Below are 6,356 nucleotides of genomic sequence, written 5' to 3'. Positions count from 1 at the left end.
GGCCAAGAGGTGCAGTTCCTGAATCGTTCTCTACCCCCCCAATTAATTAGCCAATTTCAGCGGCAGTTGCCCCAGGGGAAAGACCTCAACTTCAAGGCGATCGCCAATCTCCAAAGTTTGTTTGAGAATTTACAAACCTGGCACAATCCCCAAGGGAAAAATTCATCCCCAGGGTTATGGGGCAATGGACCGAGCACCAAGCAACTCCAAAGCCCAGCTCAACTGGTCACAGGGGGAGACGTCTGGCTGGAAAAAGCTATCCAAACTGGTTTGATTCAACCCTTTGCCTCTTCCCAACTTAGTCAATGGTCAACCCTGCCGCCTCGTTGGCAATTACTAGGACAACGCAATGACCAGGGCGTACCGGATCAAGCTGGAAAAATTTGGGCCATTCCCTACCGCTGGGGCACTACCATGATCATTTACCGCCAACAACCCTTTGCTGACTTGGGTTGGCAACCGACGGATTGGTCTGACCTCTGGCGGCCGGAGTTAGAACAACGCATTGCCCTCGTGGATGACCCCAGGGAGGCGATCGGTTTGACCCTAAAAAAATTAGGTTATTCCTACAATGTCACCAATCCCGCTGCAATTTCAACTTTAGCTCCCGCTTTGCAGGAATTGGCGGCCCAGGTAAAGTTTTACAGTAATCAATATTATCTCCAAGCTTTGCTGAACAAAGATGTCTGGCTAGCGGTGGGCTGGTCGAGCCAGATCATTCCCTTGCTTAGGAATCAGTCGGAGTTAAGGGCGATTATCCCCACCTCTGGAACTTCCCTCTGGGCCGACCTCTGGACCATGCCCGCTGGCAGCGAAGCCGCTGATGTCACCTATGATTGGTTAAATTTTTCTGCCCAGCAATCTAGTCTGACGCAAATGGCTACTTTTAGTCAGGGTTTGGCGGTGCCCTATCAAAACTTGGACATTGGTTCCCTGACCACCAATCCTTTGCTGGCCTTCTCGCCGGAGTTGTTGGAGCGTTGTGAATTCCTTGCTCCCCTGGACAGTGCCAGTGCCGACCAATACAAGGCCCTATGGCAAACCATGCGGAGTGCTCAGACAATTACGGGTTAAAGGCTTCAAACCAAAGCTGGTGACGGGATTTGAACCTGCGACCGACTGATTACAAATCAGTTGCTCTACCACTGAGCTACACCAGCATCTTTGATACAGAATAGCAGAAGATCAACCCAGAGGCTCTGGCTAATTTTTACCCCTAAAAAACTTTTTTAGCGACCAATAAAACCTAGGAAAACCATGCCCACTTTAATTGTTGCCACGGGAAACCCAGGCAAATTAGCGGAGATGCAAGCCTATCTCGATCGCCTTGATTGTCAGTTAGCCCTCAAACCCCCGGAAATTGAAGTGGAGGAGACCGGCAGTACATTTTATGAAAATGCTTGCTTAAAGGCTTCCCAGGTGGCGAAAGCGTTAAATCAATGGGCGATCGCCGACGATTCTGGCTTAGCGGTGGATGCATTGGACGGGGCACCGGGTTTATATTCCGCCCGTTACGGTAATACCGATGGGGAAAGAATTACTAAACTGCTCCAGGCCTTGGAGGGAGTCACCCAACGACAGGCCCAATTCATTTGTGTGGTGGCGATCGCCGCTCCTGATGGCAGTATTCAACTAAGCAGTGAAGGAATCTGTCCGGGGGAAATCACCCACAGTCCGAGGGGCGACCACGGTTTTGGCTATGACCCAATTTTTTGGCTACCCAGGCACAAAAAAACCTTTGCAGAAATGACAAAGGCAGAAAAGAGACAGGTGAGCCATCGGGGACAAGCCTTTGACAAACTCATCCGCCGGTGGTCTGGATTAGAATTCGACAGCTTTTGATGGCTGGTGATGGCCGCAATGGGCGGGGAGTTGGGGCTAGGAGAGCAAAACAGCCTCAGAGGGCCCAACCTTACCAGGAAACTGAAAGCAGATCTCAATCTCAAAAAGACTTAAATAGCTTCGGTGTCCTTTTCCCCTGTCCGAATCCGCACTACCGAATCCACCGGGCTGATGAAGATCTTACCGTCACCGATTTCGCCAGTGCGGGCCGCCGATACCAACTTGTCAACAACCATGTCAACCTGTTCTTCATCGACGACAATCTCAATTTTGAGTTTTTGGAGAAACTCAACGGTGTACTCAGAGCCACGGTAACGCTCTGTTTGACCTTTTTGACGGCCAAAGCCCCTAACTTCGGAGACCGTCATACCAACGATCCCTGCATTTACTAGCGCAATTTTTACTTCGTCTAGTTTAAAGGGGCGAATAATCGCTTCTACTTTTTTCAAACTTGGTACTCCTCGTGCAATGATCTGGTCTTTGTTTCATTTATAAGGCTAGCCAGACACTTTTAACATGTTCTTCAAAAGTTTTTTTGTAAAAATCAGTACCGTTTTTTCGTGACTCTTGGTGGATCCAGTGACGAGATTAGCAAAAAAAAATACAGAGTTTCTATTCGTCCCTGGGAAGAATCCGTTACCCTAGAGGAGTAGACGGAGTTTTGTCCGTTGATTTAGCAGGGTCCTACCGATCCCGCCAGTGGTGTTTCCAGATCAAAATAGCAAAGTTTCTCTATCCATGCTTAAGATGCTCAAGAATTTACCCCTACCCAAGAATATTACCTGGCGATCGGTCTGGGTGCGGGGCACTTCAGTGGTGATTATTTTTGTCCTGGCCTTTACCCTCGTCTTTACCCCCACCTTTTCAGCGGAAGCTCGGCGCAGTGGTGGCCGCATTGGGGGGGGGTCTTTCCGGGCTCCCAGCCGTAGTGCCCCTAGTCGTAGTTACAGCAGTCCCGGCGGTGGTTCCTACCGTTCTGGTGGTGCCTATGGGGGAGGGGGCTTTGGGTTTCCCTTCATAATTCCTTTCTTTGGCTTTGGAGGAGGATTCGGCGGCATCTTCGGCATCTTAGTCATGATTGCGATCGCCAATGTGGTGATCAATGCTATTCGCAATGGTGGCGGCGGCAGTGGTGAAGGGGGCGGCGCCTTAGCGGGGAATGATCCCCAAGTAGGTATTGGCCAAATTCAGGTGGGCTTGCTTGCTAGTGCAAAAGAGCTGAAAAAAGAACTAGATGAATTGGCCCTTTCCGCCGACACTGGTACTGCCAATGGCCGCTCCCTCGTGCTGCAGGAAGCTACCCTGGCCCTGCTACGCCATCCTGAATATTGGGTCTATGGTTCCAGCCAGAGTGATAAAGTCCGTTTGAGTGCCGCCGAAGCTGCTTTTAATCAGTTGGCCCTGACTGAACGGAGTAAGTTCACCGACGAAACCCTGAGCAATTTTAATAATCAGTTACGCCAAGGGGGGAGGGCACCGGCCATTGGTGGAGATAGCCCCGATGCCGTTCCCGATGGTGCTGGGGAATATATTTTGGTCACCATCATTGCCGCAGCCCTGGGTAATCTGACCCTGCCAGAAGTTAATGATTCCAGTCAGCTTAAACAATCTCTGCAAACCCTGGGGGGCATCAGTAGCGATCGCCTCTTGGCCATCGAAGTGCTATGGACGCCCCAAGAGGAAGGAGATACCCTCACCAGCAACGATATTATCAGCGAATATCCAGAACTGAGACTGGTGTAATGGTGGAAGCGGCTCATTGCCCATAGTCAAAAAATAAGCATTGGAGGAAGCCTGGGGAACTTTGCCTGGGCTTTCTTTTTGGGCAAAATTCAGCCAAAACACAACGCGGGGAAAACTGCCTTCTTCTTGGGGGGAATGGGCCGAGCACTTTAGTTTTCAGGGGCAGGAGAGCTGGGACAATTTCCAACAGGCTCCCGGCAAAAAAGGTCATAATCAAAGCAGTTAACCGGCCATCCGTGGTTTGGTGTTCGTAATTTTCCCAGCAGTTTGCAACCATGATTCCCTTTGCTTCCCAAACCTCCTCCCTTGTGAGTCACCCCGAACTTTCTGCCCTAGAACTGGCCCAGGCCCTGGCAGAAAGATTGGCGATCGCCCCCCAGCATTGGCATCGTTTGAAGGGTAACCGCCAAGCCCAGGCTGGCCAGGAATTGGCAGCGGCATTGGTGTATCTGCTCAAAGATAACCCCCAGGAAGCGTTGACCCATGTGCAACAGGCGGAAGGTTGGTTGGACCGCAGTTTGAGTGCGCCCCCCTGTCCTACCCATGGCAGTAAAGCAAAAAAAGTCTAGGGTTTTTCAAAAAGTTGGCAGAGCATCTAGCTTAGTTCGTAACTGGGTTACTTTGGCTAAATCCTTATCCGCTGGGGCCTTTTCTACCCCACTGGACAGGTCAATACCGTCAGGTTGCAGTAATCCTAAAGCGTCTTGAACATTGATAGGAGTCAATCCCCCCGCTAACCACCAGGGTAGGGGCGGTCTGAATTGCTGTAGCTTTTGCCAAGGAAGGGTTTGCCCGGTCCCTCCCAGTTGTTCTGGATGGTAGGCATCGAGTAAGAGAATGTCCACTGCATCATAATAGGTTTCCGCCCGTGCCAAATCTTCCGATCGCCTTAGCCGGAGAGCTTTAATCAATCGATGTTGGGGAAATGCTTGTTTAACTTGGCGGCAAAACTCGGGGGTTTCATCGCCGTGGAGTTGGATGCCGTTGAGGTTGGTTTGGCCTAGAAATTCCCCTAGTTTAGGTAGGGAAGCATTGGCAAACACCCCGATCGCCGATAGCTCGTCATGGGCAGTTAAGCTTTGCAGAACCAGGGCAATTTCTTCGGGGCTGACGTAACGAGGGGAAGCCTCCACACAAATAAATCCCAGGGTGGTGAATCCCAAAGCGGCGATCGCCTGGGCTTGGGCGGGATGGCGTAAACCACAAATTTTTACCTCCATGGCCATAGGGCAAAGTTCCTGGGGATTTTGAATTGAACAACAAATAAATAGCTGGGGTTTCAGGCAGAAGTAGATGAAACAGTGCCCAATTATGCCAAATTAATCGTTCACTACGGGTTTACGAACCAAACCCCACATGGCCCGCAGTTGTATCTTTAACTGTTCCCGCTGGTTAATTAAATAAATACTCACCAACGTAAAGGCGACTCCCAACCATTGCAGAGCACTAAGTTGTTCCCCCAAAATCAAGTTACCAAAGCTGAGGGCAAAAATGGGCGTTAAAAAAGTCAGGGAACTCAAGCTGGTCAAATTACCCCGGGAAGCAAGGTAGAAAAAGATCCCGTAGGCAATGGCACTACCAAACACTGTCGCATAGGCCAGATTGCCCCAACCCCACAGGTCAATATGGCGCCAAGGTTGGGGATCTTCTACCAAGGCGATCGCCAATAGGGGTAAACCGCCGATGATCATATGCCAACCCGTGGCCACCACCGGATCCACCCGACGGCTGACAAAGGGTATCAGCACTGTGCCCACCGCCATGGACAGGGAGGCCAGCAACATCCATAACTCGCCACTTTCTACCAACGCAGGCCCACTCCAATTGATGGTCAAACTTTGCAGATGCCAAAGCTGATAGAACCATTCATCCGGCAGGCCAATTAAGCTGATGCCCCCTACCCCCAGTAGCAGCCCCAGCCAGCCCAAACCGCCGATCACTTCTTTGAATAGCCAACTGGATAGTAACGCCACGGCGATCGGTTGGGAATCAATAATCACGGAACCTAAGCCTGCCCCTGTGCGCTCCAACCCCTGGGCTAAAAATCCTTGGAAAAGGGTGCCATCCACCAGGGCAAATAAAATAATCCAGCCCCAGCCCTGCCAATCCTGGGGTTGGGGACGCTTTTGCACCATGGCCCAGAGCAAGACCAAGATCCCCGCTGGTATCAGGCGCACCGTTGCCACAAAAAAGGGCGTAGTATCTGCCAAAACCCCCTTCATCGCCACCATGGCCGTTCCCCACAGGAAAAAAGGCGCAATCAGGGTTAACCCGGAACGGATATTAGAATTGGTTTTCGATTCAATCTGCATTGGTGGGGTGGTAATGGAGCAGGCATGGCCATCCCCCCATTGTATGTATAGTTTTGTTACAAAGCCATGGCGAGGGCAATGGTATTCACCGACATTTTCCCGATAACGACTGCAAGGGATAGAGTAAGAGATTCTTCCATCAATCACCAAAGCAAAAACCCCCCGATCGCCATGGGCAAAGTAGATCGGTAGGAGTTAATGGGTCTAAATATTGACAATGGACTATGCCAGGGTTGATTGTGCCCCCAAACTTCCAGAGGAAAACAAACAGTCCAGTATGCTTGGGAGCAATGGCATAGCCCAGAATTATGAATTTTTAATTATTACTGCACAATGTCCAGGGCTACATTACCCACGCCACTGCTATGGATACCGATCGCCCTGGCCGCCCCAGCGGAAAGATCAATTACCCGTCCCCCAGTGAAGGGCCCCCGGTCATTGATGCGCACCACCACAGAC

General features: G+C 50.9%; 8 protein-coding genes and 1 tRNA gene. 4 read left to right on the top strand and 5 right to left on the bottom strand.

What is annotated here, in order from left to right; all coding sequences use genetic code 11:
* The coding region (locus IQ219_RS15610) for an extracellular solute-binding protein (RefSeq protein WP_194073222.1) at positions 1-1,074 on the top strand (1,074 nt) is incomplete at its 5' end.
* Positions 1,075-1,088: 14 nt separating this feature from the next.
* Here the strand turns inward: IQ219_RS15610 and IQ219_RS15605 are convergent.
* A tRNA-Thr gene (locus IQ219_RS15605) sits at positions 1,089-1,160 on the bottom strand.
* 97 nt (positions 1,161-1,257) lie between these two features.
* On the opposite strand from IQ219_RS15605, the gene rdgB reads away from it, so the two are divergent.
* The gene (gene rdgB / locus IQ219_RS15600; RefSeq protein ID WP_194073221.1) at positions 1,258-1,842 is read left to right on the top strand and encodes an RdgB/HAM1 family non-canonical purine NTP pyrophosphatase; all 585 of its coding nucleotides are present in this window, start codon (positions 1,258-1,260) and stop codon (positions 1,840-1,842) included.
* A gap of 110 nt (positions 1,843-1,952) precedes the next feature.
* Here rdgB and IQ219_RS15595 read toward each other — a convergent pair whose 3' ends face one another.
* Complete coding sequence (locus tag IQ219_RS15595; RefSeq protein ID WP_028949278.1) at positions 1,953-2,291, bottom strand: P-II family nitrogen regulator; 339 nt, start codon at positions 2,289-2,291, stop codon at positions 1,953-1,955.
* A 289-nt stretch (positions 2,292-2,580) separates the two neighbouring features.
* Here IQ219_RS15595 and IQ219_RS15590 point away from each other — a divergent pair, with 289 nt between their 5' ends.
* Positions 2,581-3,585, top strand: a complete 1,005-nt coding sequence (locus IQ219_RS15590) for a DUF1517 domain-containing protein (protein WP_190595740.1) — start codon at positions 2,581-2,583, stop codon at positions 3,583-3,585.
* Positions 3,586-3,860: 275 nt separating this feature from the next.
* The gene (locus IQ219_RS15585; RefSeq protein ID WP_194073220.1) at positions 3,861-4,154 is read left to right on the top strand and encodes a DUF6439 family protein; all 294 of its coding nucleotides are present in this window, start codon (positions 3,861-3,863) and stop codon (positions 4,152-4,154) included.
* A gap of 6 nt (positions 4,155-4,160) precedes the next feature.
* Here the strand turns inward: IQ219_RS15585 and IQ219_RS15580 are convergent, their stop codons facing one another.
* The 3 genes from IQ219_RS15580 to IQ219_RS15570 form a co-directional block, all read right to left on the bottom strand.
* Positions 4,161-4,811, bottom strand: coding sequence for a phosphoribosylanthranilate isomerase (locus IQ219_RS15580; RefSeq protein ID WP_194073219.1), 651 nt, complete (start codon positions 4,809-4,811; stop codon positions 4,161-4,163).
* 93 nt (positions 4,812-4,904) lie between these two features.
* Positions 4,905-5,897, bottom strand: a complete 993-nt coding sequence (locus tag IQ219_RS15575) for a DMT family transporter (RefSeq protein WP_194073218.1) — start codon at positions 5,895-5,897, stop codon at positions 4,905-4,907.
* 323 nt (positions 5,898-6,220) lie between these two features.
* The coding region (locus tag IQ219_RS15570) for an RlpA-like double-psi beta-barrel domain-containing protein (RefSeq protein ID WP_304650694.1) at positions 6,221-6,356 on the bottom strand (136 nt) is incomplete at its 5' end.

It is taken from the genome of Synechocystis sp. LEGE 06083, assembly GCF_015207725.1.
GTDB lineage: Bacteria > Cyanobacteriota > Cyanobacteriia > Cyanobacteriales > Microcystaceae > Synechocystis > Synechocystis salina.
Note: the sequence above shows the minus strand (reverse complement) of the source record. Positions and strands in the feature narration are given on the sequence as shown.